The sequence below is a fragment of the Acinetobacter sp. genome, assembly GCF_041919735.1.
Taxonomy (GTDB): Bacteria; Pseudomonadota; Gammaproteobacteria; order Pseudomonadales; family Moraxellaceae; genus Acinetobacter.
The window spans coordinates 13,339-39,773 of the sequence record NZ_JAYRTF010000013.1; the positions used below are offsets into that span (position 1 = coordinate 13,339).

Sequence of the window (26,435 nt, forward strand, 5' to 3'; positions counted from 1 at the left end):
CATTCAATCTTCCCAAATTTCAGAAACAGGTATTTTCACGATCAGGCTTGTTGTGCCGCATCAAACGATATCCAATATCCTTGAAAGGGCACATACGCTTAAAGCCAGTATGCGGCTTTGTAAAATGATTGCCCCACATAGCTTCTATGCCTTGCTGCATGGGCATTGTCCGCCGCTTATGTCAAATCACTCACTGCCTTTTTATCCAAGTTTTTTGGTGAGATTTGAAAATAATCTTATAAAAAATGGGAAGCAGAGGCGTTGATTTGTCAGCATCTTAGAGAGGCATGTTCAAACGCTCGAAAAAGCACAGCGTCTGGAAGATGGGCTGCAAACGGGGAAAATAAGACCAAATCCATGTGCTGCTGGCTAAAAATAATGATTTTTTTGCGGATCACGGTATAGTAAGCGTTTAAAGAACAGTTCATTAGAACGAAACTGGCATGACATTGTATAGAGGGTAAGATGAAAAAGATGATGGGCCTAGCCCTTAGCGCAATGCTGATTTCTGGCTGTGCGGCGCTTCCAGAAAGTGGAAATGTAGGTACCAGTGGACTGCTTTTATGTGAAGCCAATGAGCTATGTCCTGCAGTGCTGGTGGGCTGGAATGAACAGAAAAAAGATGTTCTGGACATGAAAATCAGCCTGAACAGCGTTAGCCATTACTATACGATCAAGCATGTCAGTTTTAGCAATGGTCAGAAAACACTGGACTTTACTCCTGCGGCAGCAACAGAACAAGCCATGATCTTGGGCATGTACCGTTCACGCGCTTTTGTGACTGTTCCTGTAAAGCTGATGGCGGAGCTGAAAGTTGAAGGGCAAAAAGAAGATCAGAACATCACCATGAGTCTGGAAACAGACAGAGGTACAATTACCCGTTATGTGCTGAGAAATGGTCAAGAATCCTCACTGTTTCAGCAATTCAAACAAGTATATTCAGGCTCATAAGCACTTTGGCTTATTTGCCGCAGTTTAAATAAACTGATGAAAGCACCAGCATATCTGGTGCTTTTTTTATTGGCGGCATGCATATATATTAGATTCGCTTCATGCATGCAATCCATAAGCCATGGGCTGTAAGAAAAAACGCAAGTTTTCATTTTGAACCTGACTATCTGACATATTGATCGGATACAATGGCGGCAATCGAATTGAAGATGAATGCTTGACGACCATGGATAAAGAGCTGATTGAAGAACAAAAATTAGTATGCGAAGAATTTGGCTCAGCCTATTTGCCGGTGAAAGAAACCGATTTGGTTGCCATTGCCTTGCATACCTTAAATAAAGAGCCGATTGTTGGGCTGCGCAAATTGCCGGATGAGAACAAAGTAGCTTGGTTTATCTATGGCGGTGAATTGGATGATGGCGAAGCATTCTTTGAAATTATCAGTGTTAAGGAATTGGACAAAGAATTCCCTGACGCGCTTCCGTACTTGGCATTGGACACAGGCTACCGCTTCATGATTGATGCAGATGACTATGAAGATGTTTGGAAAGAAGGCGATGAAGCTTAAGCTGGGCGCACTGATTTTTTGCATGATGAGCCTTGCGCGAGCAGAAACGCTTACGCAGCAGCAGTATGATCAGCAAATTCAGCATCATACTGAAATAATAAAGCAGACGAAAGCGATTTTGGATACGCCAGGCAGCAAGGCGGATGCTGAGCAGCAAAGCCAGGCGTTATGTGACCGGCTCAATGCTTATGAACAGATTGCTCAGCTGTCCAAGGACAATCCTGAGCTGGAGCTGTCTTCAATCAGGCTGATGGCTTCTGAACTGTATTTAAATCAGCAAAAGGCCAGTTTGGGCAACGCTGGGATGAGCATTGCTGTATTTTGTAGCGGAAAAATTAAGCAATAGACCATACTGAAAATGAAAGTTGTCAGGAAATGATAAAAAACTGGTTCAAAATGATAAGTTCATCGGGCTTATGATTAAACGTATTAGAGAGGATAGGCATAGCATCCCTGGCTAAGCGCTTTGCTCTTTAATGCATCATGTTGATGTCGTTCCTTGATAGCCGCTGAAAAGCGGCTTTTTATGGCTTTTATATTGGTGAATAGGCTTGGTGTAGACGGTTTTGTTGCACCATTTCAAAATTAAAGAAAAAATGAAAGATAGCTTATTCATGCTGGCGCTGAGCTTGGCCATATTTTCATATTCTGTAGAAGAAATAGACAAATTAGGTCAATATGCTAAGATAGCTATAGCGCCACAGGTTCCGTATTTGGGTGTTTACTTTCAGGAGTTGTTGAATGACAGCTTATACTTCAGTAATCAAAGCCGGCAAGTATGAGGATGATATGATTCCTAAACTTGCAATTCATGCATTTCGCCATGCTTTTGAGCGTGCCTGCGCGTCTTCTGAAGTCGTATATGCAAAAAATCAGCTGCTGATGCGCCGTGCTGTAAATGGTCAAGAAACCGCAGTAAAAGATTTAGCACAAGCTTATGTTGATGCTGGCCCATTGCCGAAAGTGCTGAAACGTAAAAAGAAATTAGCGGAAACTGCATAGCGTATGCCCCGGCAGCCTCGCATCAGGATGTTTGCAGGGCCAAATGGTTCCGGAAAAAGCACCGTCAAAGAATATTTATTGCCCCATCATATTGGGGCATATTTAAATGCCGATGAACTTGAGCAGCAGCTGAATCAAACACAGCGCATCGACCTGATCAGCTATCATCCATCTTTAAAAGCCCAAGACTTGCTGGCTTTTCTCAAACAAAAAAAGCGCCCTAAAGCAGGAGAATATACGCCGTTGCTATCCAAAGAGCCGGCGGTATTGGATGAATGGAAAATTCAGTTTGATCCCAGTGAAATTGACTCCTATTTATGCGCCCGCATTATTGATTACATCCGGCTGGCCTTTTTGGATTTAAAGGTCAGTTTTACCTTTGAAACGGTGATGTCGCATATATCCAAAGTCGAATTCTTAAAAGAAGCTCAGCGCAAAGGCTACCGCACATATTTATATTTTGTATCGACAGTTGATCCAATGATTAACATTGCGCGGGTCAAATACCGTGTGCAGACTGGCGGGCATGGCGTGCCGGAGCAAAAAATTATAGAACGCTACCAGCGCAGCATGGATTTGCTGATGCAGGCGGTAGAAGCCGCAGACCGCACGTATATTTTTGATAATTCAGCCGATGGGCAAATTGCATCTTTTATTGCGGAAATTGAATCTGCTGAAATCTTGAAAATGAATCAAAGTTTAACGGTATTGCCAAAATGGTTTGCAGATCGGGTTTTAAAAGACTTCGAAGCATAAGTCCGAACGCATCAATCAGATTGACAGCGGGTTCCAGCAATCCATATTTCCTTTGAAATGGCTTTGTTTAATAAAATTGCATAAAAAAATGAAAAGTTAAAAATTCCTCGGGGATATATTCAAGGCTAATTTTTCATTATTAATTTTATTTAAATAATAAAGGATGAAATGTGCTAAATTCAGATGCGCGCTGAGCTGCTTTTGGCCAGCTCAGCCGACGCAATCTGGAATGAAGTCAGAAATAAAATGATTGAAGTTTGAAAGGATTGAATTAAATGCTTAGCGGGATAAATGCAGTCAAGGCTTGGAACGCTGCAAAAAATATGTAAAAAATCGCTTGAAAAATACGGGCAATAACATATTATAAAAACATATATTGTTTTATGGATCATCATCAGTGCATGACTTCATTTGGGCTTTCATTGGCGGCGCAATGCTGGGCCTGTCCGCAGTAGGCTATTTATATGTGCATGGAAAAATTGCTGGAATCAGCGGTTTAGTGGGCCAGCTGTTGAATGCTCAAGGGCGGGCTGGGCGTCCTTCGACGTGGTTCTTGCTTGGCCTATTCATTGTCCCTTTCATTTACAGCCTATTTACTCAGCCAGAAATTACGCTGAATGCGAGCCCTTGGATGATGGTTCTGGCAGGGCTGCTGGTTGGTTTTGGGACACGCTTGGGTTCTGGCTGCACCAGCGGGCATGGCATTTGCGGCATTAGCCGTTTATCAAAACGTTCTTTTATTGCGACAGCAGCCTTTATGGCGGCAGGTATGATCACTGTATTTGTGATGCGTCATGTCTTAGGAGCAGCATCGTGAAAAATGTTCTAGCATTTATTTTTGGCGGATTATTTGCTGTTGGGCTTATGGTTTCAGGCATGGCTAATCCGGAAAAAGTCCTTAACTTTTTGGATATTACAGGGCAGTGGGATGCAAGTTTAGCCTTCGTTATGGCAGGCGCAATTTGTGTTGCATTCATTCCATTTCAGCGCGCCATGCGTCATCCAGAAATGAAAACGCTGTATGGCGAAGCAATTGAGCTGCCGAAAAATACACATTTAGATAAGCAGTTAATCGCAGGCAGCTGTATGTTCGGCATTGGCTGGGGAATTGCAGGTATTTGTCCGGCACCAAGTTTTACTTTAATCGGTTTGGGTTATTATCAGGCAATCTATTTTATTGCAGCCATGTTTGCAGGCGTATGGCTGCATCGTCTTTGGGCTAGCAGGGGGCTGAAATCATGATGCAGGCGCAGGTACAGGATTTTTTTGATGAAAACACCAATACTTTCAGTTATGTGGTGACTGATCCCCAGACAGGGAAATGCGCCGTAATTGATAGTGTTTTGGATTATGATGCACCATCTGCTTCAACCTCGACTCAGCATGCAGATCAAATTCTTGCCTATATTCAGCAAAATAGCCTAAGCGTCGAATGGATTTTAGAAACCCATGTCCATGCTGATCATTTAACGGCTGCGCAATACATCAAAGAACAGGCTGGCGGCAAAATTGCCATCAGCCATAATATTGTTGGCGTGCAGCAGACATTCAGCGCGATTTATAATTTTGATATGAAATATTTCAATTCAAATCAAATTTTTGACTATTTGTTTGAAGATCATGAGGCCTTCAAAATCGGTGACATGGAGGCTTTTAATATTCCGACACCAGGGCATACACCAGCTTGCTTAAGCTATGTGATTGGCGATGCTGTTTTCGTGGGAGATACCTTGTTTATGCCGGATTATGGCACGGCAAGATGCGATTTTCCAAAGGGCAGCGCATCGGCACTGTTTGATTCTGTACAGCGTCTTTATGCGCTTCCAGAACAGACGCGCGTGTACTTGTGCCATGATTATTTGCCAGAAGGCCGTGAACAGTATCATTGCGAAACAACCATTCAGGCGCAAAAACAGCATAATATTCATATTCATGATGGTACGGCAAAAACTGAGTTTGTCGAAATGCGCAACCGCCGTGATGCATCTTTAAGCATGCCGAAATTGATTCTGCCGGCGATTCAAATCAACATGGATGCAGGCAGAATGCCGAAGCCGGAAGAAAATGGCATCCGCTATTTAAAGCTGCCGTTGAACCATTTCAACTGATTTATCTTTAAAACAAAGCAATAATTGAGGCCAGCAAGGCGATATGACTCAGCATAGATCCTTGCCTCGATTTAACTTACACTCCAAAATAGCCTAAGCAAAAAAAATAAAATTTAATCAAAAGCCAATTGATTAAATCCCCCTAAAGAATCATCATCAATCATCTTTAAAAGAAAACAGCATCAGCAACATGATTCTTCATTATGATTTTCAGCAAAACACTGACTCCATAAAAACACCAATTGTGTTTATTCATGGTTTATTTGGCAGCTTGAGCAATTTAGGCATGCTGGCGCGGGCATTCGCAAAAACACATAGCGTGCTTCAGCTGGATGTGCGCAATCACGGCAAGTCAGGGCATTCGCCAGAAATGAATTATCAACTGATGGCGCAGGATGTTGTGGAAACTCTGGATCATCTTGGATTGCAGCATGTGAGTTTGGTCGGTCATTCGATGGGCGGAAAAATTGCGATGCGCATTGCGGATTTAGCGCCTGAACGGATTGAACACTTAGCTGTTTTAGACGTTGCGCCGTATGCATATCAGCAAAATCATCATGATCAAATTTTTAAAGCGCTGCTGGCCGTTGAACAGGCCGATATTCAAACACGCCAGCAAGCTATTGATATTATGAAACCGTTTATTTCGGAAGACATGGTGATTCAATTTTTATTGAAGTCTTTTTCTAAAGGCAAATGGCTGTTCAACGTCAGCGCGTTATATGCGCATTATCCCGATATTTTGAGCTGGCAAGAACAGGCACCGTGGAATAAGCCGGCTTTATTTTTACGCGGTACGGCGTCGCCTTATATTGCCAAAACGGAATATTTAGACGCACTAATGCGCCAATTTCCACAGGCTGAAATTCAGGATATTTCAGGCGCCGGCCATTGGCTGCATGCAGAAAAAACGACCGAAGTTTTAGCGCAGCTGCAAGGCTATCTGGCTTAAAAGTGTTGAATCTGATGTATTGAAAATCACGCAATACGATTGCCTGTTTTAAGCATAAAATGATGGATTGCACCCATTACGGCGCATGAGCAAAACCCGTGGCTTGCAGCTGACCTTCTGAGGTGAGCTGTTCGGCCATTTCTCTGGTTTTCTTGAGCCCTGGCATCCGGTATTCGGTATGGCCATAATCTTGAATGGATTTCCAGCGTCCGCCCCAGGTCAGGCCAACGGATTCGGCTGTCTGCCCATAGAGCTGATAGCCGCGCATAGCCCAAGCATCACGCTCCGAAATCACAACTTTACCATCGCGTTTAAAGGCGACATCTGCGGCTAAGCCAAATTGATGGTAGCTTTGATAGCCTTTTGCGCGCGTAGTGTTGATATTTAAAGATAAATTATTTTGCCGCTCAGGACTGCGGTAGCCTTCTAAAAGCACCATTTCATAGCCATGCTGTTCCCGCATTATTTTAAAAACCATCAGCAGACGCTGTTTATAGCGCGGATTGATTTTATTCCATTTGCGGTCTGCAGAAGCAATATCGGTATGGTGATATTCAAATGCATTTTCATCCAAAGCTGTATTGGTATCAGAAAGCGGTCCAAAATTAGGAGAAATCTGTGAAGCGGAGACAGCCGCGGTATTTTCTAAAGCAATGGCATCATTGACGGCATCTTGAACCAAGGCCTCATCCACCTCAGGCGGGACATCCAGCATTTGACCGTCCAGCATCGCGTAAATTTTCGGATCAGTTTTTTTCAGATAATCCGCTTCAATTGCAGAAGCTGTAATGGGCCGTGTAAATGCATGTATAAGGATGCTGCTGAATAAAAATAAGCCGGCAATTAAAATCCACCATTGCTGCAAATGCCAATGCGACTGAATGTGTTCTGGCGATGCAGCAGTATTCAACTGATGGGCAAACTGTTTTGCAGATGAAAATTGCTCCTTGCTGCGCTTTATTATGTTGTGCAATGTTTGGCTGAGCAGCTGCCTAAATTCATAGGACATGAATAACGCCATCGCAATGCTGAGCACGATAAAGCTGCAGACCAGAAGGAAAATCATGGAACCGCAGCAGTCTCTTTAATTGGAGACAAGGTCTTTGTTATCGTCACTTGCAGTGAAGCGCGCGGACTAGGAACATCGGGTTCCGGTTCATTTATTTGCTGAGCTAAAGCAGGCTGCAAAGCCGGTTTGGCTGGCATTTTGGCTAAATCATTTTTAGCTTTTACTTTGACTGCTGGCTTATTTACAGGTGCATTTTTTAGCCGTTCAGTTGCCTGCGTTTTTTTTGCGACAGGAACCGTTGCGGAGCTTGTCTGAGTCAGTGAATGTTCAAATGGAGAGCGAGCCTGCGCAGCCGGCTGAACGGGCTTTTCATGTTTGAATGCACTCAGTAAATCATCCGAAAAATGCGGACTGTGTTCAGATTCTGCTTCATTTGCGTGAGGTGCAGCCTGAGGCATTGGATGTTCAGCTTGTTCCGGCAACGCCGGCTCTGCATGTGAAACAACGGCAGTATCTTCTTGAAAATGATTGTCAGATGAAAATTTTGACTCATCGCGGTCATTTAAATAAAGATACATCAAGAGCGCCATAGCAATGAATGCGGCGCCTGCAAAAAATCCCCAAACGGCATGCACAGCCGGATGCGTTGCTTTTTTATGCGTAGATTGAAGAATGCGTACGTTATTTTGTTTTTCGTTTGCCATATTTAGCGTACTTATTAAAATTATTATTAAGGTAAATGAATAATGATATATGCAGCTTCCGCTGGAGCCGCAATCACGTTCTGGAACTTGGCAAAAGCTTCATTGCTTTGATTTAACAGCATAAAGTGTAAAGCAGTAAAAGCGCATAATAAAAAAATCAGCCAAAAAATCAGAATCCAGAAAAAAGGCAGTTCACGGTGAATAATATGCTTAATTTGATCAGGCAAAGCCGAAAAAGGAGAAAAGGCTGCTTTTTTGCCTTTGAGATAATCAATTTCATCACCGACACGCGAAGCCAGCACATTAAGGCTTTCAATGGATTCCAAACGGTATTTGCCATGAAATCCCAATAGAATGCAGTAATGATAAACCTCCAGCGCGGCGAGGCGTTCTTTGCCCTTACTGCGGATTTCTTCCATTTTTTCAAAAAAACGGTAGCCCGCCAGCTGGGAACCAAACAGGCTTAATTGCAGCGGGCACATCATCCAGTTGTTTTGAAGTTCAAAAAAACGGGCATCCTGCTGCGTAATAATGGTTTCATCCAGCAAGGCGCAATAGGCATATTTGGCATCCTGAATATCGTCTGAATTGAATTGCAGCTTGCGCGCCTGGCTTTCGAAACGGTTCAGCAAATCCAAAATTTTTTCTCTAAAGCTTTCCGCATGAGAGGGGACATACTGATTTTTCAGTAAAAAAACAATGTAAAAGCCATCATGCATTAAATCGACCAAATTTGAGGTGCTGGCAATTTTATTTTCAATCGCCGCCGGCGCCATGCCAAAGCCGATTTGGCCATCATCAAAAAGAGAGGGGGCATTATTTTGCATATTCATTGCGTTCACCCATTCATCACAGCAATTAATTCAATTGAAATATCTTGGAATCCGCTCGGGATATAGACGCAAATGCTTTCAGAATCCAGCATGCGCTGATAGAGATCGCTATGCGGTTCTATTTCAAAATAGCTGACTCCTGAACGCACAGGTATCGCGGTAGGCACCTGCATCAGATGCTGCAAAGGAATGGCTGGAAGGGCAGCGACAACCCGCTGTTCTACATCAACCGTATTGCCGACTTTGAAACGCAGCGGAACATAAGAAATCAGATCATGCGTTGGCATCACACCGCTGGAAACTGCCAAATATAAGCGGGTATCGCGGCTAATTTTGTCGGATTCCAAACCGCCGATCCAATACGATGGACGGGTTTCTTTCAGCGCGATACTGATATAGCGGTTAGAAATAATCGTATCCAGCAAATCACGCAAAATGTTATCTAGGCTGCTGAAACTTTCTTCTAAGGCATGGTGCTTATATTGAGGCAGCTGATCAACCTCATAAGCGGTTGAAAAGGTCAGCAGTGATCCGCTGAGCCGAAGCAATTCAAAAAACAGCCGCTCAGGGTGTATGTGCGGATACTGCAGCAAATGGTTTAATGCGGCATGTGCGGTGTTCAGCGCATTGACCAGCCAAAAGGACACAATATCGCCAGAACGGAACTCAATTAATTTCTGCTCATTTTCACGGTTATTGGCCTGTATCGCTTTGATCTTCGCCTTCAGGACATTCAGTGTGCGCTTTAATCCAGACATGAGCGGTTCGCTGGATTCAATATGCAAAATCGGCGGAATGAATTTGCTGTCCAGCACAAAACTGCCTGAACTTTGACGTTTCATCCGGCCCACCGGCAGGTATAAAAAGCCATCCAGCTGCTGCGGCTCATGATGCAATTCAAACAGCTTGATTTCAGCACGGCGCCTGAGCAGGCTGATTTCAGCACTGCTGGCATCTGTAAATAAGTCATGCGTTTCGATCAGATGTGAATGGTATCGGCTGGATTGGCTTTGCGCAGATTCAAAACTGATATTTTTCTTGTTCGGCTGCACAATCGGCAGCGCCAAATAGATCTGCATTTCAGTTTTTAAATGCAGCGCATCCAGTAAAATAGGCTCAGGCAGCAAGTCATGGGCAGGCGCCTGATAAATGTCGCCATCTTGCCAAATCATTTCAACTTGACTGATGGCCAGCACATTGGTGCTGAGCTGAGATTCATCAAATTGAAAGGCCTGAATACCGTAGGCAAAAGGAATCGTTGCCCGAATGGTTTGGCTCAGCCGCTGTTCATGATAGGCATCCTGCAGCTGAAAATGCTGCGGACGCAAAAACAGGCCTTCACCCCATAAAATTTTTTCTGCTTTAAACATCAATCTTACCAATCACTATTTGTTTCATTATGAGATTCTTCTGAATTTAGCTGCACACCCAGCAGTTCCTGCATGCTTTCGAGCGGCTTATCATTTTTGATGACCTGAGATAGCCATTCATGCAGCGGCATTTGGCTCCATTTAATGGTTTTCTGCAGCAGATAGCTGACTGGACTATGCGGCTCATTGGTTTGAAAATAATCAGCAATATTCTGTAAAACCTGCATCGCCTGTTCACGGTTCGCTAAATGATTTTGCGGCTGCGGCTGAAAGGACGGCTGATGCGGCGCGGACTGAGCCGTGTGCGCTGCCACAGGCATGGCCATATTTTCTGAAAGCGAAGGTGTAGAAGCCGCTGCGGCAAGGTCCGCAGATGAATTTATCGAAGATGCTAAAAAAGCATCGGCTTTGTAGATCTTTTTCAGCATGATATGCGCCATTTCTATTTGTGAATCTATACTCGAAAAACTTGGCGCATCTAAACCCATTAATTGATCCAACACGTCTTTCAGCAGCTGCCATTGATTTAATGCTTCAACGAATTGCTGATAATGCTGGAATTGAAAAGATTTTGACGTATTAAATAAAGCCTGTTCGAATTGTTCCAATTGCGGGCTGGATGTTTCTGGCTCATCATCTTCTGAACCGCTTTTCAATTTTTGATTTTTCTGATGCAGCATGCTGTCATAATCGGCAAGCGCATATGCTGCGGATGTGCTGACAATCGGTACATGCTTGAGCAAATTCGGCAATAAATGCACGAATCCCTGCAAAAGGCCAATGCGCTGATCGAGATCATCATCTTCAATTTCTGGATGCAATTGAACCCAAAAATTGCTCAAGCTGCGCTGTGTCAGCTCTAGCGCCTTGGCAATGCCCTCAAAGCCGTAAAGATGCGTCCAAGCCTCCAACAGCCATGTAAAGAGCCGCAGATCTTTGGTTTTTTCGGTCAGCAGCTCAGTGGATTTTGCGTGAATAAATGCCCAATCCGCCTGCTTGGGCTCAGAAATCCAGTCACCTTGCTCCAGCAGTGGGTCGTCCTGCGTCTTGGCTTTTTTGATGGCGTGAAATTCATTTGAAAATGAGCAATCGACACCGCAAGGGCAGTCCGCTGAGATCGGCTGCAATAAATCATCGAGTATTAAACTCATATTTGGCCTTTATAATAATTAGGTTTGATACTTATGCTTTTAATGGTTTGCTTTTGGCTGCTTTTGATTTTTTTTCTGGCGGCAGTTGAGGGTCCAAAACATAATGAATTTCATCATTTAAGGCATTGATTTGGATCATGCTTGGGATTTTCTGTTCACTCATCGCCATTAGAATATGCGTTGCCAACTCTGGAAGTACCGTAGAATTTAAAATGTTGTCGACATTGCGCGCGCCGCTGTCTATTTCTGTGCAGCGGCTGAGCAGCAATTCCACCAATTCATCGCTATAGCTCACTTGGGTTTGATAATGCTTGGCGATCCGCGCTGTAATTTTGCCTAATTTATGATGAATAATTTGCACCAGCAGATCATCATGCAGCGGGAAATACGGCACAATGCGCATGCGGCCTAAAAATGCGGGTTTAAATTGCTTATACAGCGCTGGCTTCAGCTGCTCAATCAGCTCTTCAGCGCTCGGCCATTCGTCTGCCGGTTTATGCAGGCATGCCTGCATAATTGCATTGGAGCCGGTATTGGAGGTCAGAAGAATCGTGGTATTTTTAAAATCGATCAGGCGGCCTTCGCCATCCTCTAAAACCCCTTTATCAAAAACTTGATAAAACAGTTCCTGCACATCGCTGTGGGCTTTTTCAATTTCATCTAAAAGCACAACACTGTATGGATTACGGCGCACAGCTTCAGTCAAAACACCGCCTTGACCATAACCGATGTAGCCGGGAGGCGCACCTTTTAAGGATGAAACTGTATGCGCCTCTTGATATTCAGACATGTTGACGGTAATTAAATGTGATTCACCGCCATACAGTTCATCGGCCAAAGCCAAAGCAGTTTCTGTTTTGCCCACACCGCTTGGCCCAGCCAGCAGAAAAACACCTTGCGGTTTATTGGGATCTTCCAATTTTGCTGTTGCGGCTTTAATCCCTTGCACCAGCTGGCGAAGCGCATAATCTTGCCCCATCACGCGCTGGCTGAGCTTGTCCTCCAGGCTCAGAATTTGCTTGATTTCATCATGCAGCATTTTTCCAACAGGAATGCCCGTCCAGTCGGAAATAATCTCGCTAATGATCTGGGCATTGACCCGTTCAAAGACCAGCGGAGATTGACCTTGCAGTTTCAATAGTTGCTGACGCAGCGCTAAAATTTCATGTTGCTGCATTTCAATATTGAATTGATCCATATGATCCGGTTCAGACTTTTGCTGCAATGCCTTAATTTTTTGCACCAGCTGCAGTTCTTGCTGCCATTTTTCTTGTGTTGCTGAAATTTCGGCATTGAGGCTGGAAATGGATTGCGCCAGTTCATCTAAACGTTCGTGATGAATCGGCATGCTTTGATTTTCTTGAGATAAAATTTCCTGCTGCAGCTTCAGGTTATGCAGCTGCGCTTGCTGCTGATCCAGCAGAACAGGATTGGCATTTTGTGTTAAAGCCACGCGGGCTGCAGCCGTATCTAAAACACTGATAGCTTTGTCTGGCAGCTGGCGGCCTGTGATGTAGCGGTGCGATGCGTGTACGGCATTGACGATGGCTTCATCATCAATCTGCAAATTGAAATGATTGGCCATTACGGGAATCATGGCGCGCAACATATCAATGGCAACTTCTTCGGAAGGTTCATCAACCTTGACCACTTGAAAACGGCGGCTCAGTGCAGCATCTTTTTCAAAATACTGCTTATATTCAGCCCAGGTCGTGGCGGCAATAGTCCGCAGTTCACCGCGCGCTAAGGCTGGTTTTAGCAGATTGGCCGCATCATTTTGCCCCGCCTGGCCGCCAGCGCCAATTAAGGTATGCGCTTCATCAATAAATAAAATAATCGGGTGGGCAGAGGACTGAACCTCTTGAATCACTTGCTTGAGGCGGTTTTCGAATTCACCTTTCACACTGGCGCCAGCCTGCAGCAGCCCCATATCCAAAGTGTACAGCTGAACATTTTTCAGCACATCCGGCACCTGATTTTGTGAAATTTTCAGCGCTAAACCTTCAACAACAGCCGTTTTTCCGACACCCGGTTCACCGGTCAGAATCGGATTGTTTTGCCGGCGGCGCATTAAAATATCCAGCATCAAACGGATTTCGAATTCACGGCCAATGACTGGATCAATCCCGCCATTTTTAGCTTTTTCCGTTAAATTGATAGTGTATTGATCCAGTGCAGGTGTTTTTAATGCGGGTAGGTTGCCGGCATCAACTGCAGTTGCATTGAGTGCATGGTTCTTGTTTTGATTTTCACTGCTGTTTTGGCATAAATCGATAAATTTATGCTTCATGCTATCAATTGGTAATAGATCAAAAAGCAATGATGCGCGGGCAGCCATTTGATAAAGATCCTGGGCCGTCAGTAATGCTGTGATTAAATGGCCGCTTCGGATCATGGAATTTTGTTCAGCAGAGGCTAAGAGCCAGGCCTGTTCAAGCAAACGGACAATTGATTTGGCAAAAATCGGGGTGCGCGCATTGCCTTTTGGCAGCTGAGAGATGCTATCAGTCAGATCATGAATTAAATCATCTTTCGCAATCTTATATTTTTTCATTAAAATCTGAAGATCATTTTCTTGATTCTGTTTCAGAATTTCCAATAGAAAATGTTCAATTTCAATTTCATAATTCTGCTGTGCAATACAGGTATTAGCTGATTTTTCAAGTGATAAACGTGATTGTGATGATAATTTTGTAATCAAAATCTTTAAATTATTCATGGATATCTCTGTATTTTTGTTCGAGCAAGCAGCTTATTGGAATAAGTCTATTTACAGGCTGTTTTTAATTAATTTTAGTTTTATATTTTAAATCAAAGCTTTATGTTGTTTTTATAATAAAGCTACCGGCGTATTCTACATATTTTTTATCAAAATCAAAATCAATTTGCAGAAATTATCAAAAAAAAGCAAAAAATGTCATTTTTTGCTCAATTTTTTATTTTTTTTATTGACTTTTGATGGTGCTTTTTTGTTAAATCGGCAACGTTAAAACTTAAAAATGATTAGAAAAAGGAAGAATCACAAAATAATAAGTGATGAACCTTGCAGATAACGACTCAATAATTTAGAGAAAAATAGATGCGTATTTTGACCAAAGGCATATTTTTTATGCCATTGATTGCTATTGCCTGTGCAGCGCAAATCAGCCATGCAAAAAAAGACGATTCCATCGAGTTAAGCAGATCCTGCTTGAAAACATATTCATTGGCAGCGGGTGAAGCAGATGTTGAATTAATCAGTTTATACAGCCAGCTGTGCGATAAAAAAAATAAGCAGGACGCAGAGAAACAAGCACGTTTGAAAATTGATATTGCTCAGCAATATCAAAGTCTTGGCAATAATTTAAAAGCGCTTCAAGCCGTTAGTCAGCTGCGCGGTCAGAATATCGATACACCGCAAATGACCGATATTGCATTCCTTGCGGGTGCCGGAATTGCACAAACTGCATTAAATCAAATGCGTACTGCTGAACTGCGTTCTTTATCTGAAGATGTCTATCCAGCTGCAAAAAACTTAGCGGATACCATCCGTTTTGCACAGCCAGTTGCGCAAATGAATCCCGATAAAATAGGGACTGAAGCTGCCTCCAAAAAGAAATCGGCAAAGAAATCTTCGCCGGCAGCAGCAGGCGGAACAGCCAGAAAAAGCAAGCCGGAAATTGTCAAAAACACTGCGCCAAAAGCGCTCAAAGTGAATAAAACAGTACCTGTCAAAGAAGCTGCAGTGAAAGTCTCTGATTCTGCAAATACATCACCATTTGAAACTTTTAATAAAAAATAAAAGAAGAAGGAAAATAAAATGGCCAAGCGTGAAAGTGTGCAAAAAAAATTACAGCGTATTCGGCCGCCGAGGGTGCAGCTGACTTATGATGTTGAAGTCGGTGATGGGCGAGAAATCAAAGAACTGCCTTTTGTCGTCGGTGTACTTGGCGATTTCTCTGCAGCATCTGAGCTGGAAAAAACCAAGCTGAAAGATAAAAAATTTATCAATGTGGATTTGGAAAACATTGATGAGGTGATGGAGTCTTTAGCGCCGCGCGCCAATTTCCGGGCTGAAAATACCTTGACTGAAGAGGGCGGCACACTGTCTGTAGATTTGACCTTTAAATCGATGGATGATTTCCGGCCGGAAAATATTGTGCAGCAGATTGATCCATTGAAAAAACTGGTTGCGGCGCGTGAACGCCTGACCGATCTGCGCAATAAAATTTCAAATAATGAGCGGCTGGAAGATCTGTTGGATGATGTTTTACAAAACACAGATCAAGTCCGCAAGCTGAGTTTGGAGGCTGAAAATGAATAATGCAGGTGCAGCAGCGGCAGCCGATTTAGCCATAAAAGAAGAATACAGTTTGCTGGATTCAATTGTTGAGCAAAGCCGCATTGCGCGCAATGATGATGAGCATGGCCGCGCCAAAAGCTTGATTGGCGAACTGGCGAAAGAAGTAATGGCTGGAACGATTACCGTTTCTGAAAACATGACCTTGTCGATTGATAAGCGTATTGCAGAAATTGATGCGCTGATTTCGGCACAGCTCAGTAAAATCATGCATCATGCTGATTTTCAGAAAGTGGAGTCAACTTGGCGCGGTTTATATTATTTTTGCCAAGAAACACCATCGAATTCTTTAATTAAAATCCGCATGCTGAATACGACAAAAAAGGAACTGATCAAGGATTTTCAAAGCGCATCCGATTTTGATCAAAGCACGCTGTTCAAGAAAATTTATGAAGAAGAATATGGCTCCTTTGGCGGCGCGCCATATGCAACTTTGATTGGCGATTTTGAATTTGACCGCACATCTTCAGACATGTATTTGCTGGAGCAGATTTCACATGTGGCGGCCGCTGCGCATGCGCCATTTATTTCAGCCGCCAGCCCAGAAATGTTCGGCTTAGAATCATTTACCGATATTGATCGTCCCCGTGATGTATCGAAAATTTTTGAAACAGCTGAATATGTGCAATGGCGTTCTTTCCGGGAAAGTGATGATGCGCGTTATGTCGCTTTAACCATGCCCCGCGTTTTGGGCCGTTTGCCGTATCATCCTAAAGAAGGCGCCGCCACAGAAGGCTTCAACTATGTTGAAGAGGTTTCCGGCGAAAACCATAATGAATATTTATGGATGAATGCTGCATATGCATTTTCTACACGCTTGACCAATGCCTTTGATATGCATGGCTGGTGCGCTGCGATCCGCGGTGTGGAAGGCGGAGGCTTAGTCGAAGGCCTGCCGGTGCATACCTTTAAAACCAATGATGGCGAAGTTGTCTTTAAATGCCCGACTGAAATTGCCATCACCGACCGTCGTGAAAAAGAACTGAGCGACTTAGGCTTTGTGCCTTTAGTGCATTGTAAAAATACCAATTATGCTGCATTTTTTGGCGCGCAATCTGCGCAAAAACCGAAAAAATATGACAGTGATACGGCCAATGCCAATTCGGCATTATCCAGCCAAATTCAATACATCATGGCGGTTTCGCGCATTGCGCATTATTTAAAAGCCATGATGCGCGATAAAGTCGGCAGTTTTGCATCTGCAGGCAATGTTGAAGCCTTTTTAAATGGCTGGCTTTCACAATATGTTTTGCTGGATGACGGCGCATCACAGGAAGCCAAAGCCCAATATCCGCTGCGTGAAGCATCGGTCAAAGTGGTAGAGAATCCAGCTCAGCCTGGGCACTACAAGTCTGTGGTCTTTTTGAGGCCGCATTTCCAGCTGGACGAGTTATCTGTGTCATTGAGGCTTGTGACTGAGTTGCCTCAGTCTTCAAATTAATTTGAGCCAGCATAATAATAAAGCTAAATTAAAATTAGGAAAATTATAAAAATGAAAGATATATACGTACAGTTTAAAGGCAAATACAAAGTGGATGGTGAATCACGCGATTCTGAGCATAAAAACTGGCTAGAAGTTAATTCCTGGTCACACAATATGCGCCAGCCAAAATCTGCGACTTCTTCAAGTGTAGGCGGCCATACCGCTGAACGCGTTGAACATGCCGATATGATTTTTGTCAAAGACTTGGATGCGACCAGTCCAAAACTTTGGGAAGCCTGTTCTGCCGGCTATACGTTTGATGAAGTTCAAATCGACTTTTACCGCGCCAATGGCGACAAGCGAATTAAATATCTTCAAATCAAATTGAAGCATGTTTTAGTATCCAGCGTGACGCCGAATGTCAATGAAGAAGGCGTTCCGCATGAAGCATTTGGCCTGAAATATGCCGCAGTAGAATGGACGTATAACCAGCAGGATATTAATGGCACGCAAAAAGGCGCTGTGACGAAGAAATGGTCACTTTCGAATAACACTGCATCTTACGCTGCATAAGTTTCAATTTGGAATAGAGGCTGATCCTGATTGGCCTCTATTCTTCTCATGAAGAATAAGAAAAGCATGAATTTAGATCACCTTTATCCTTATGGGTTTAAAACCACATTATTTGAGCGGCTGCTGCCGAATGAAAATCAGGGGCTGCAGGGGCAGTCACTGCAGCAGTTAAGGGAATCTGTGGCGATGGATCTGGAAGATTTATTGAATAGCCGGATGGTCAAGCTGAACAGTGATATTGATGACTTCCCTTTGGTGAAGCAGTCTATTTTGCAGTTCGGCATTATCGATTTTGTAGGCTTATCAACGGCCAACCCGGCGGATCGCGACAAAATTTGCCAGTCGATTGAGCAGTCCATTGCATCGCATGAACCAAGATTAAAGCAAATCAAGGTGGAAATGCAGATGGAAGGCGACAACATGGGAGCGCTTTGCCTCAGTATTCAAGCTTTTCTGAATATTCATCCTTTATATGAACCTGTTGTTTTTGATGCTTTATTAAAGCCGACAACACAACAATATGTTATTTCGCCTAGAGCTTGAGTGGGTTATCTGTGATTGAAGAGCTGCTACCGTATTATGAAAAGCAATTGCAGGAGTTTGGCCAGCAATCGCGTGAGTTTGCGCAGAAATATCCTAAAATTGCCCAGCGTTTATCTTTAAATCAAGAGCAGATTGACGACCCGCATATTGAACGGCTGATTCAGGCTTTCTCATTAATCGCGGCACGGATTGATAAAAAGCTGGCAGACAGCTATGAAGTGTTTACCCACTCCATTTTTGAGGTGATGTTTCCGCAGTATTTAAAGCCTTTTCCCGCCTGTACGGTTATTTCATTTGAAGATGCCAATAAAATAAAGCAGTTGGCCGATGCGCACTTGATTCCGCGCAGCACCGCTTTAAAGTCGAAAAGCATCCGCGGTGTGCAGTGTGAATATTCAACAGTTCAGGACACGGTTTTATTGCCGATTTCCCTAAAGCAATTACAGTTTAAGACCCATTCCAGCGCGCATATTCATTTGCATCATAATGCGGTGCTGAGTTTAAGCTTTGAGATTTTCAATCAAAAGCACAAGCTGCTGGAACACAGAATATTGCCGATTTATTTAGATGCGATTTCGAATTTCCCGCTGCAAGTGCTGGACAGCATTTTTCAGCAATCTACAGGTTTTACAATTAAAGCCGGCCATGAAACATTTGATATTGCCAATCCCTTTCAGCTGACGGGGTTTCAAGAACAGGAAAGCGTGCTGCCGCTTGATCAGCATACGCATCAGGCCTACCGGCTGTTGATGGAATATTTCTGCTGTCCTGAAAAATTTCATTTTTTGGCGCTGAATTTGGATTTTCTGCGCTTATTTCAAACAGTACAGGAATTTGAAGTGCAGATTCACTTTAAATTGAACCTGAATGATCAGGCCAGTTTGCGCAATTATTCTGAATTAAGCGCCGCAAATTTCAAGCTGTTTTGCACACCTGCCGTCAATCTGTTTAAAAAGCAGGCTGAACCGCAAAAAATTGACCATAAGCGCATGCAGTATCCACTGATGACCGATGCGCATCATCCTGAATATTATCAGGCTTATTCAATTTTAAGAATGAATATGATCCGCGAAAAAAGCAGTCAGGATCGGGTTGAGCATCCGATTTTGCCTTTTTTTGCGATGAGCCACTATCATCAAGATCAAGTAAATTTTTTCTACAGTTTGAATGGTTCTGCGCATGCAAAAAGCCAGGAAATGCAGTATTCGGTGCTGTCTAAGCATTTAGCGCCGCACAGTACGCAATCCGATTTCATCAGTATTGAATTGCTGTGCTCCAATCGTGATTTGCCGCATGAAAGCTACAATAAAGATCAAAATATTTTGACATTGAATGACAGCAATCTTGCGCGCCGCGCAGTAATGCTGAAACGCCCGAATTTGCCGTATTATTTTGAACAAAAGCAGCAGGAACAATGGCGCATTATTTCGCATTTGTCTTTAAATACAATGTCATTCATGAAGGGCGATGCCATTGCGCAGATGAAAGAATTGCTTGAATTGTACAATCTGCCTCAAACCAAAGAAAATCAGATGGTCATTGATTCAATCCAAAAACTGGATTTTGAATTAACTCAAAAATTAGTACCTAGCCAGCCTTATCCCTTATTTGTCCGCGGTGTCCGAGTCAAACTGGGAATACAGTCCGAGGTATTCCGCGGTCATAGCCTGTATATTTTCAGCCAGCTGCTGGCGCAAGTATTTAATTTGAAAGTTCAAATGAACAGTTATGTTGATTTGATCGTTTATGATGTGCAATCTCAGCAGGAGTTATACCAATGCGTTCAGAACGTTGGTGGCAAAATGCTTCTGTAATTGAGGAATTGCTGGAAAAGCCGGCTTCTTTTGAGTTTATTCAAGCCGCCAGGCTGCTCAGGCATATGCCGTATGCCGATAAAAGCAAGCATTGGGCGGCGAATTTTCAATTTAACAGTTCACTGAAATTGAATTTTCCGCAAAGCGAAATTGAAGCGCTACATTTGGATGATCATAAAGCGCATCTTACCAATCTAATGGTGGGCTTGACCGGTATGCAGGGCATGCTGCCTTACAGCTATACCAATAAAATTAAATTGAGCGGCCATAAACAGCAAAAAGAAGCGCTGCACTTTTTGAATCTCTTTAACCATAAGCTGACAGCGCAGTATGTGGATGCCAGCCTTCATTATAATCTGCCAATACGCTATGAAATTGATTCAGAAAATCATTATATCGATATTCTGCACGCCTTAAATGGCTATGTAAAAAATCAGCATCAGCATGCAGATTTGGATGATTATTTTGCTGAATTTTCGGGATTGATGCAGGGGCAAACCAATACGGTTTATGCCTTGAAAACGATTCTCAGCTGTATTTTTGATGCCGAGATTGCCATTCAAGAATTTATTCCGGCTCAATTCAGTTTAAGTGCTGAACAGCGGACCTGCTTAGGCGCTGCGCAGGCCAGCCGTTTAGGGCTGAATACCTTTTGCGGTGAAAGCGTCCGGCAAATGGATGACAAAATTGAAATCACGATTGGTCCATTAAACCGTCAGGATTATGCAGGCTTTTTGCCGCGCCAGGCCATGAGTGAAAAGCTGAAAAAAATCATCAGCACATGGTGCAGCCCGACACTGGCCGTTGATGTGCGCCTTATTTTAAAAAAAGAATATATCCACTCTGCCCGTTTAAGTGCAGATGTTGCGGCAGGCTTGGGGCATGGCGCTTTTTTAAGCCCCCAAAAAACCATTGACAATGCTGAAACCTGTTATGCATTAATCGGAAATTTATCATGATAAAAATAATAATTTCATCCTTTATCGCCATTGCGCTGCTTATCAACAGCTGCGTTATTTTGTATTGGCGGGATACGGCTTATGATCCGGCGGGCGCAGATCTGCTCTGCTATTTGCTGATTTTGCCTATCGCAGTAACAGCAGCTGTATTAGCTCCCTATTTGATTTATCGGTATTTGAAATACCGTAAAGAAAAACAACAAGAAAAAGCGCTTCAGGCCGCTGCATTTGAAAAACAGCAAGCGCAGCAATTGATCGATAGCTCAAAAGCGCCAGCCATGCAAAGCAGTGAATTTTCAGTCCATATTTATGCGGCGGCGGCTTGGCACAGCTTTGGTGAAAATGAAGCCATCATTGAGCAGTATAAGCAGTTCAAAAGTCCTGAGCTGGACACCAGTTTATTGAATCCTTATGGCTTGCCGGTACTGTCGCTGCGCATTCAGGATTTAGATGATTTGCTACAAGATGCGGAAGACGACGAAACCTTGCATATGCCGATGCGTGAACAGCGCATCAGCCATCTGATCAATCATCAAATTGAACAGCATGCCGCTGTATTGGCAGATGTGGCTGAACATTTAAAAGATTCAGCAATGTTCTATGACAGTGAAATCGCCTATCAATACAAAATGCATCCTGCTTGGATGGGAAACATCGATGCCGATGGCGAATTTGAAGAAGAGCCTGCCGATCATGCCGCAAAGCCGGTTCATCGGCTGAATCTGCTCTGCATTCATTTGCTGTTGCCTGAGGAGATGATTCATTCATGGAATAATGCGCTGACTGAACAGATGCAGCAGACGCTGGCGGAGCAATTTTCAATTGTGCCGGCGCAAATCTACATTGAGCAGCATTTTATCAGCCAGCACAGCGCCTATGCTGAGTGGCTTAAAATCTTGGAACGCATTTCACAGCAGGAGCATGCTTTTAGCTTAGTGATCAATGCCGATTCTGAAATTGATCAAGCGCTGCTGGACGAAAAGTTCTGGCAATCTGAACAGTATATTGCCGCTGAATATGTGTCCAGCTGGTGCATCGCCAATGTGCAGATAGAAATGAAAGCGCTGCAGCCCTGCAAAACCTTAAAAATGACGCTGAATGAAGCCAGCATTCAAGATTATCTGCAAGCTCATCAGCTGAATCATCACGTGCAGTTTCAGCAGGATGAGCCTTGTGTATTGATTTTAGATGATGCCTCGAATGCCCGGACAGCCAAAAAATTGCAGCAGAAATTTACGGATTCTGTTATAGAGCCGCAGCACTTTTTATATGGGCAGCCTTATGTAGGCCATACACAGAAACTGTCCGCTATTTTCAGCTTTATGCTGGGGACGTTTTTCCCAGAAGATATACATGGCTTGGTATATAGCGCAGAACAGGAAAATATTTACGCGCTGTTTCAAGGCTGGCAAGAAGAAGCTGTACCTCAAGTTTTGCAAGAAGAATTTTTGAACCAATAAAAGCTTAAAGACAAGAAGCTGCATCGAAATAAAAACAATTTAAGAGAATAACGTGAATACATTATTTTATACCTTGCTGGGCTATGTCTGGCAGTATGTGACTAATCCTAAAGCAATGATGGCGCTGGCATTTTTTGTCACAATTATCGCAATGCATAATACCGTGCCGGATAAGGCCTTTTGGATCATCGTGGCGGTTTATCTTCTTGGCCTGATGATCTGGGGCATTTATGAGCTTGTCCAGCATTTACGTGGCCAAAAGCAGGGTGAAATTCTGGCGGATGCCATCAGTAAAGATACTGAGTCTGAATACAGCAAAGTTAAAAATACAGAAGAATTACAGCTGATTAATCAGCAAGTTAAAGATTCCATCCAATTGATACGCAAGTCTAAGCTGGGCGATAAAAAAGGCAATGCTGCTTTATATGAGCTGCCTTGGTATATGGTGATCGGCAATCCTGCAGCGGGAAAAAGTTCAGCCATTTATAATTCTGGCCTGCGTTTTCCTTTTGAAGACAGCCATCAAAAAATGGTGTCTGCGGGTTTAAGCGGAACACGCAATTGTGACTGGTTCTTTTCCACAGAAGGCGTGTTATTGGATACGGCGGGGCGCTATTCAGCTTATGCTGAAGATCATTCTGAATGGCTGGGCTTTTTAAATATCCTGAAAAAGAACCGTACAAAAGCGCCTATTAACGGTCTGATTGTGATTGTCAGCGCGGCTGAACTCGTCAGCCAAAGCCCGGAAAAGTCGATTAAATTAGCAAAAAATTTACGCGCCCGGATTCAGGACTTGACCGAGCGCTTGGAAATCTTTGCGCCGGTGTATCTGGTGTTTTCTAAGATGGATTTGATTGCCGGATTTACCGAGTTTTTTGACTGTTATGACAATGATGAATTTGATCAGGTTTGGGGTGCGACACTGCCATATGACCCAAATTCTTCTGAAAATTCGGTTGAGCTGTTTGAAAAACATTACAGCATTTTATATGACGGCCTAAAAAGCGTCAGCACCACGCACTTAAGCCGCCGACATGCGCAGAACATTTCGCCCAGCGTCATGACTTTTCCTTTAGAATTTAAAAGCTTGAAGCCCGTACTTAAAACCTTTATCGGCACGCTGTTTCAGGAAAACCCTTACCAGTTCAAACCGGTTTTCCGCGGTTTTTATTTTACCAGCGCAGTGCAGGAAGGCCTGATTGAAAGCCCCATGACGGAGCAGATTGCAGATGATTTTCATCTGATGAAAAGCACCGGCAGTGATTATGGCGTGCCGACCAATTCGATTTCACAAGATCATGGCTATTTCCTTAAAGGGCTGTTTTCTAATGTAATTTTAAAAGATAAAAATCTGGTGAGGCAGCATATTAATCCTGTCCGCAAAAGGCAGCGTTTTTTGCTGTTTATTGGCGCCTTATGTGCGGTGGCAATTTTGCTGAGCCTGTGGGTCTGGTCTTATCGGAACAATCAGCAGCTGATTGCAGAAGCCAATGCGGACTTAGCCAAAGTGGTGCAGATGGAAGGCCGGTCAGGCGTTGAGCTGTCGACACAGCTGGAAGCGCTGCTGATTTTGCAAGGCCATTTGCAGCAGCTGGATCATTTTGAACAAGACCGGCCTTTAAAATACAGTTTTGGCCTGTATCAGGGCCATGCGATTCGAGAAAAACTGAAAGCGGAATATTTAAAAGGTGTGCAGCAGATCGTTTTGCAGCCCGCGCAGCAAAATATGGCGCAATATTTGCAGCAGGTGAAAGCCAATGAAGCGGTGCTGAAAGAAAATCATATTAATGTGCAGCTCAACCAAACAGTGCGCGCGCAGCCTTTATCTGAACCGTCGGACCGCAATCCGCAAGATGCCTACAATGCGTTGAAAGCTTACTTAATGCTGAGCAGTCCGCAATATCGGGAATCCAGTCATTTGAGCGATCAGGTTTCGCGTTTTTGGCGTTCATGGCTGGATGCCAACCGTGGTTCATTGCCGCGCAATGAAATGATCGGCAAGGCAGAGCAGATTTTATCCTATGCCATGACATTGGCCAATGATCCGCTGTTCCCGCGTCTGGAATCGGATGCCAATCTGGTGGATCAAACACGGCAAATTCTGACGGCAATTACTACCGGAATTCCGGCACGTGATCGAGTCTATAATGAAATTAAGATGCGCGGATCGGTGCGTTTCCCAGCCTTGACCATCAAGCAGATGGTGGGTGAAGCGGGGCAAGGCAGTATGCTGGGCAGCTATGCCTTGCCAGGCATCTTTAGCTATCAGGCGTGGAATGATTATGTCAAAGACGCGATTGAACAGGCGGCCAATAGCCCGACGGACAGCAAAGACTGGGTGCTGAACATGACCCAATCTGATGATTTGACCTTCAGCGGCAGCCCAGAACAAATCCGCAAACAATTGACTGAGCTGTATAAGCAGGAATATATCGCAGAATGGCGTAAATTTTTAAATGGCGTGCACTATGCAAAAAATCCTGATTTTAAGCAGCAGGCCAAACATATGGATATTTGGGGCGAACCGGAAAACTCGCCAATCCGCAAAGTCATTGAACGGGCTGCCAAAGAAACCAGCTGGGATAATCCCGTGGTGCAGGCGGAATTGGCCGCGCCGAAAACCAGTTTTGTGGCCTGGTTTAAGCGCAAAGTGCTGAACCGTGATGAAAGCAAGATCGCACAGCAGAACATGCCGGCTGCAGCTCAAGGTGTGATTGCCAAAGAGTTCCAGATGTTCTATCAGCTGGTGCGCAAGCGTGATGATCAGCAGAATAAATCCTTGCTGGATGAATATATGCAGTCGATGGGGCAAGTGCGCAGCAAACTGAATGATTTGCGCAGCGCCGGTGATTTTGGCCCATCCAGCATGGCTTTGGCCAAGCAGACCATTAATGATCAGAATTCTGTTTTCAATACTGCGCAAAAGTATGTTGATGAAAAGATGGCGGTCGGTTTAAAAGAATCTGATCAGCAGCTGCTGCATAAACTTTTGATTGCGCCTTTGACGCAGACCTTTGAAAGCTTGCTGACCCCGGCGCAGGATGAATTGAACAAGCTATGGATGATGCAGGCCTATCAGCCCTTTACGGTCAATCTATCCGCCAAATATCCGTTTAATGCCAATGCAGCGCTGCAGGCAACCAGCAATGAAATCAATCAGATTTTTGGTGAAAGCGGCAGCATTGCGCGTTTTGTCAAAGAATATCTTGATCCGTTTGTGATTCGCCGCGGCTACACGCTCAGCTCTAAAACTTGGCAAGATTTAGGAATTGGCATCAATCCGCAATTTGCAGCCAATTTCCAGAACTATGCAGCGCCAAGCAATGGCATGGCGACGGGTGAATTAAATCAGCCAGCCGCTGCTGCCGCACCAGCCAGCCAGTCGAATTTCCAGTTTTATCCTTTGGAAAATCCGCAGCTGCTGTCTTATACCATTGATATTGATGGGCAACGCATGGTGTTTGAAAATGGCGTGCAGCAATGGGTGAATTTTGTCTGGCCGAATAAAGGCGCGATTCCAGGCGCTCGGATTACCGCCATCGATTTGGAAGGCAAAACCCATACCGTGTTTGATGAGCCGGGAGAATACGGCATTAACCGCTTGGTTGAAGGGGCTGAACGGATGCAAAAAGGCAATGCTTTTGAAATGATTTGGCGCAGCAAGCAAAGTCCTGACGTTTTTGTCAAAGTGAACTTCCGCTTAGTCAGCGGCAATACGGCAGGCAGCATTGGGGCCAACCCGGGCTATAAAGGGCTGGTGCTGGTCAATCAGGTGGTGATGGATAAAGCGGTTCGCGTTGTCGCTGCGCAGGAAATGCCAGCTGGCGCTATGCCGGCGCCTGCACCAGCTGCAGCCAATTTAAGCGCCGCATTTCAGAACGGAAAAGCGGAAGGAGCTGCGCAATGACAGTCTGTTTGAG

The 26,435-nt window shown here is 44.0% G+C and carries 24 protein-coding genes; 18 read left to right on the plus strand and 6 right to left on the minus strand.

The window, feature by feature from the left end:
• The first annotated feature begins 465 nt into the window (after positions 1-465).
• From ACE3T3_RS09110 to ACE3T3_RS09150, 9 genes are all read left to right on the plus strand, one after another.
• Positions 466-951 carry a hypothetical protein gene (locus ACE3T3_RS09110; RefSeq protein WP_374666148.1) on the plus strand — a complete coding sequence of 162 codons (486 nt, stop codon included), beginning with the start codon at positions 466-468 and terminating at the stop codon, positions 949-951.
• 226 nt (positions 952-1,177) lie between these two features.
• Positions 1,178-1,519 carry a hypothetical protein gene (locus ACE3T3_RS09115; protein WP_374666268.1) on the plus strand — a complete coding sequence of 114 codons (342 nt, stop codon included), beginning with the start codon at positions 1,178-1,180 and terminating at the stop codon, positions 1,517-1,519.
• On the plus strand, positions 1,509-1,865 hold the full coding sequence (locus ACE3T3_RS09120; protein WP_374666150.1) for a hypothetical protein: 357 nt from the start codon (positions 1,509-1,511) through the stop codon (positions 1,863-1,865). Before ACE3T3_RS09115 ends, ACE3T3_RS09120 begins: the two co-directional genes overlap by 11 nt.
• Positions 1,866-2,260: 395 nt before the next feature.
• The gene (locus ACE3T3_RS09125; protein ID WP_374666151.1) at positions 2,261-2,521 is read left to right on the plus strand and encodes a hypothetical protein; all 261 of its coding nucleotides are present in this window, start codon (positions 2,261-2,263) and stop codon (positions 2,519-2,521) included.
• Positions 2,522-2,548: 27 nt separating this feature from the next.
• Positions 2,549-3,277, plus strand: a complete 729-nt coding sequence (locus ACE3T3_RS09130; protein WP_374666270.1) for a zeta toxin family protein — start codon at positions 2,549-2,551, stop codon at positions 3,275-3,277.
• A gap of 397 nt (positions 3,278-3,674) precedes the next feature.
• Entirely contained in the window at positions 3,675-4,094 is a 420-nt protein-coding gene (locus ACE3T3_RS09135) for a YeeE/YedE family protein (protein WP_374666153.1), read from the plus strand.
• Positions 4,091-4,519: a DUF6691 family protein gene (locus ACE3T3_RS09140; RefSeq protein WP_374666155.1), complete on the plus strand. Its 429-nt coding sequence runs from the start codon at positions 4,091-4,093 to the stop codon at positions 4,517-4,519. The genes ACE3T3_RS09135 and ACE3T3_RS09140 overlap by 4 nt, the downstream gene beginning before the upstream one ends.
• Positions 4,519-5,385 (plus strand): MBL fold metallo-hydrolase, encoded by an 867-nt coding sequence (locus ACE3T3_RS09145; RefSeq protein WP_374666272.1) that lies wholly within the window; start codon positions 4,519-4,521, stop codon positions 5,383-5,385. The genes ACE3T3_RS09140 and ACE3T3_RS09145 overlap by 1 nt, the downstream gene beginning before the upstream one ends.
• A 190-nt stretch (positions 5,386-5,575) precedes the next feature.
• Complete coding sequence (locus ACE3T3_RS09150) at positions 5,576-6,337, plus strand: alpha/beta fold hydrolase (protein ID WP_374666157.1); 762 nt, start codon at positions 5,576-5,578, stop codon at positions 6,335-6,337.
• 76 nt (positions 6,338-6,413) lie between these two features.
• On the opposite strand, the gene ACE3T3_RS09155 is transcribed toward ACE3T3_RS09150, so the two are convergent.
• Genes ACE3T3_RS09155 through tssH form a run of 6 tightly spaced genes read right to left on the minus strand, consistent with a single transcriptional unit; the run spans position 6,414 to position 14,123 of the window.
• Entirely contained in the window at positions 6,414-7,403 is a 990-nt protein-coding gene (locus tag ACE3T3_RS09155) for a M15 family metallopeptidase (protein WP_374666159.1), read from the minus strand.
• The gene (locus tag ACE3T3_RS09160) at positions 7,400-8,050 is read right to left on the minus strand and encodes a hypothetical protein (RefSeq protein ID WP_374666161.1); all 651 of its coding nucleotides are present in this window, start codon (positions 8,048-8,050) and stop codon (positions 7,400-7,402) included. The genes ACE3T3_RS09155 and ACE3T3_RS09160 overlap by 4 nt, the downstream gene beginning before the upstream one ends.
• 26 nt (positions 8,051-8,076) lie before the next feature.
• Complete coding sequence (gene icmH, locus ACE3T3_RS09165) at positions 8,077-8,883, minus strand: type IVB secretion system protein IcmH/DotU (protein ID WP_374666163.1); 807 nt, start codon at positions 8,881-8,883, stop codon at positions 8,077-8,079.
• Positions 8,884-8,888: 5 nt separating this feature from the next.
• Positions 8,889-10,253 carry a type VI secretion system baseplate subunit TssK gene (tssK, locus tag ACE3T3_RS09170; protein ID WP_374666165.1) on the minus strand — a complete coding sequence of 455 codons (1,365 nt, stop codon included), beginning with the start codon at positions 10,251-10,253 and terminating at the stop codon, positions 8,889-8,891.
• A 5-nt stretch (positions 10,254-10,258) separates the two neighbouring features.
• Positions 10,259-11,404 carry a type VI secretion system protein TssA gene (gene tssA, locus ACE3T3_RS09175; protein WP_374666167.1) on the minus strand — a complete coding sequence of 382 codons (1,146 nt, stop codon included), beginning with the start codon at positions 11,402-11,404 and terminating at the stop codon, positions 10,259-10,261.
• A 31-nt stretch (positions 11,405-11,435) separates the two neighbouring features.
• A complete protein-coding gene (gene tssH / locus ACE3T3_RS09180) occupies positions 11,436-14,123 on the minus strand; it encodes a type VI secretion system ATPase TssH (protein ID WP_374666169.1) in 2,688 nt (895 codons plus the stop codon).
• A gap of 390 nt (positions 14,124-14,513) precedes the next feature.
• Here tssH and ACE3T3_RS09185 point away from each other — a divergent pair, with 390 nt between their 5' ends.
• The 9 genes from ACE3T3_RS09185 (at position 14,514) to tssM (ending at position 26,422) form a co-directional block, all read left to right on the plus strand.
• On the plus strand, positions 14,514-15,185 hold the full coding sequence (locus ACE3T3_RS09185; protein WP_374666171.1) for a hypothetical protein: 672 nt from the start codon (positions 14,514-14,516) through the stop codon (positions 15,183-15,185).
• Positions 15,186-15,203: 18 nt separating this feature from the next.
• Positions 15,204-15,707 carry a type VI secretion system contractile sheath small subunit gene (gene tssB / locus ACE3T3_RS09190; RefSeq protein WP_374666173.1) on the plus strand — a complete coding sequence of 168 codons (504 nt, stop codon included), beginning with the start codon at positions 15,204-15,206 and terminating at the stop codon, positions 15,705-15,707.
• A complete protein-coding gene (gene tssC / locus ACE3T3_RS09195) occupies positions 15,700-17,184 on the plus strand; it encodes a type VI secretion system contractile sheath large subunit (protein ID WP_374666175.1) in 1,485 nt (494 codons plus the stop codon). The genes tssB and tssC overlap by 8 nt, the downstream gene beginning before the upstream one ends.
• 51 nt (positions 17,185-17,235) lie before the next feature.
• Entirely contained in the window at positions 17,236-17,739 is a 504-nt protein-coding gene (locus ACE3T3_RS09200; RefSeq protein ID WP_374666177.1) for an Hcp family type VI secretion system effector, read from the plus strand.
• A gap of 66 nt (positions 17,740-17,805) precedes the next feature.
• On the plus strand, positions 17,806-18,282 hold the full coding sequence (tssE, locus tag ACE3T3_RS09205) for a type VI secretion system baseplate subunit TssE (RefSeq protein WP_374666179.1): 477 nt from the start codon (positions 17,806-17,808) through the stop codon (positions 18,280-18,282).
• 11 nt (positions 18,283-18,293) lie between these two features.
• Positions 18,294-20,096, plus strand: a complete 1,803-nt coding sequence (tssF, locus tag ACE3T3_RS09210) for a type VI secretion system baseplate subunit TssF (protein WP_374666181.1) — start codon at positions 18,294-18,296, stop codon at positions 20,094-20,096.
• Entirely contained in the window at positions 20,060-21,055 is a 996-nt protein-coding gene (tssG, locus tag ACE3T3_RS09215) for a type VI secretion system baseplate subunit TssG (RefSeq protein WP_374666183.1), read from the plus strand. The genes tssF and tssG overlap by 37 nt, the downstream gene beginning before the upstream one ends.
• Complete coding sequence (locus ACE3T3_RS09220) at positions 21,052-22,515, plus strand: hypothetical protein (RefSeq protein WP_374666185.1); 1,464 nt, start codon at positions 21,052-21,054, stop codon at positions 22,513-22,515. The genes tssG and ACE3T3_RS09220 overlap by 4 nt, the downstream gene beginning before the upstream one ends.
• Before the next feature lie 52 nt (positions 22,516-22,567).
• Positions 22,568-26,422 (plus strand): type VI secretion system membrane subunit TssM, encoded by a 3,855-nt coding sequence (tssM, locus tag ACE3T3_RS09225; RefSeq protein ID WP_374666187.1) that lies wholly within the window; start codon positions 22,568-22,570, stop codon positions 26,420-26,422.
• The last annotated feature ends 13 nt before the right edge of the window (positions 26,423-26,435 follow it).

What these genes read in the sequence shown, in the direction of transcription:
- ACE3T3_RS09110 (WP_374666148.1), top strand. Translation starts at nt 466, where the DNA reads ATGAAAAAGATGATGGGCCTAGCCCTTAGCGCAATGCTGATTTCTGGC.
- ACE3T3_RS09115 (WP_374666268.1), top strand. Translation starts at nt 1,178, where the DNA reads ATGGATAAAGAGCTGATTGAAGAACAAAAATTAGTATGCGAAGAATTT.
- ACE3T3_RS09120 (WP_374666150.1), top strand. Translation starts at nt 1,509, where the DNA reads ATGAAGCTTAAGCTGGGCGCACTGATTTTTTGCATGATGAGCCTTGCG.
- ACE3T3_RS09125 (WP_374666151.1), top strand. Translation starts at nt 2,261, where the DNA reads ATGACAGCTTATACTTCAGTAATCAAAGCCGGCAAGTATGAGGATGAT.
- ACE3T3_RS09130 (WP_374666270.1), top strand. Translation starts at nt 2,549, where the DNA reads ATGTTTGCAGGGCCAAATGGTTCCGGAAAAAGCACCGTCAAAGAATAT.
- ACE3T3_RS09145 (WP_374666272.1), top strand. Translation starts at nt 4,519, where the DNA reads ATGCAGGCGCAGGTACAGGATTTTTTTGATGAAAACACCAATACTTTC.
- ACE3T3_RS09150 (WP_374666157.1), top strand. Translation starts at nt 5,576, where the DNA reads ATGATTCTTCATTATGATTTTCAGCAAAACACTGACTCCATAAAAACA.
- ACE3T3_RS09155 (WP_374666159.1), bottom strand. Translation starts at nt 7,403, where the DNA reads ATGATTTTCCTTCTGGTCTGCAGCTTTATCGTGCTCAGCATTGCGATG.
- ACE3T3_RS09160 (WP_374666161.1), bottom strand. Translation starts at nt 8,050, where the DNA reads ATGGCAAACGAAAAACAAAATAACGTACGCATTCTTCAATCTACGCAT.
- icmH (WP_374666163.1), bottom strand. Translation starts at nt 8,883, where the DNA reads ATGAATATGCAAAATAATGCCCCCTCTCTTTTTGATGATGGCCAAATC.
- tssK (WP_374666165.1), bottom strand. Translation starts at nt 10,253, where the DNA reads ATGTTTAAAGCAGAAAAAATTTTATGGGGTGAAGGCCTGTTTTTGCGT.
- tssA (WP_374666167.1), bottom strand. Translation starts at nt 11,404, where the DNA reads ATGAGTTTAATACTCGATGATTTATTGCAGCCGATCTCAGCGGACTGC.
- tssH (WP_374666169.1), bottom strand. Translation starts at nt 14,123, where the DNA reads ATGAATAATTTAAAGATTTTGATTACAAAATTATCATCACAATCACGT.
- ACE3T3_RS09185 (WP_374666171.1), top strand. Translation starts at nt 14,514, where the DNA reads ATGCCATTGATTGCTATTGCCTGTGCAGCGCAAATCAGCCATGCAAAA.
- tssB (WP_374666173.1), top strand. Translation starts at nt 15,204, where the DNA reads ATGGCCAAGCGTGAAAGTGTGCAAAAAAAATTACAGCGTATTCGGCCG.
- tssC (WP_374666175.1), top strand. Translation starts at nt 15,700, where the DNA reads ATGAATAATGCAGGTGCAGCAGCGGCAGCCGATTTAGCCATAAAAGAA.
- ACE3T3_RS09200 (WP_374666177.1), top strand. Translation starts at nt 17,236, where the DNA reads ATGAAAGATATATACGTACAGTTTAAAGGCAAATACAAAGTGGATGGT.
- tssE (WP_374666179.1), top strand. Translation starts at nt 17,806, where the DNA reads ATGAATTTAGATCACCTTTATCCTTATGGGTTTAAAACCACATTATTT.
- tssG (WP_374666183.1), top strand. Translation starts at nt 20,060, where the DNA reads ATGCGTTCAGAACGTTGGTGGCAAAATGCTTCTGTAATTGAGGAATTG.
- ACE3T3_RS09220 (WP_374666185.1), top strand. Translation starts at nt 21,052, where the DNA reads ATGATAAAAATAATAATTTCATCCTTTATCGCCATTGCGCTGCTTATC.